Origin of the sequence: Streptomyces xylophagus (assembly GCF_000716435.1) — a bacterium.
GTDB lineage: Bacteria > Actinomycetota > Actinomycetes > Streptomycetales > Streptomycetaceae > Streptomyces > Streptomyces xylophagus.
Genome location: NZ_JNWO01000166.1, coordinates 1 through 372, shown reverse-complemented (window position 1 = coordinate 372; position 372 = coordinate 1). Strand labels below are relative to the sequence as shown.

Genomic DNA, 372 nt, shown 5'->3' with positions numbered 1-372 from the left:
CCGTTGCACGTTCGAGACGTGGTCGAAGCCGCGCCTTGACCCGCTGAAGGAAAACCAGGCGGATCAGGTGCTCTACGACATGGGCGCGCTCGATCTCAAGAGCATCTGCGCGGCCGATGGCCGTGACTACCGCAAGGTGCTGGTGCAGCGCGCCGCAGAGAAGGCACTTCTGAACAAGCTCGGGCTGAAGCCCGAAGACATCAACCCCGAACTGAACGCCAACAAGATCAAAGCGAACGCCGCAAAGGGCGAAAACGCAGGTCAAGAAGGCGGAGGAACAGGAGAAGCATAGTGACGCATCTCGCGCATATCGCGACGCGCCTGTTCAACACGCCGCTACTGCTCACCCCTGAGTACGCCAGCGTCGTGACG

General features: G+C 61.0%; 1 protein-coding gene. It reads left to right on the top strand.

Annotated elements, in window-relative coordinates:
- Positions 1-292: hypothetical protein (locus tag OO70_RS50815; protein WP_199827573.1), on the top strand; the 292-nt coding region annotated here is incomplete at its 5' end.
- Between the last annotated feature and the right edge of the window lie 80 nt (positions 293-372).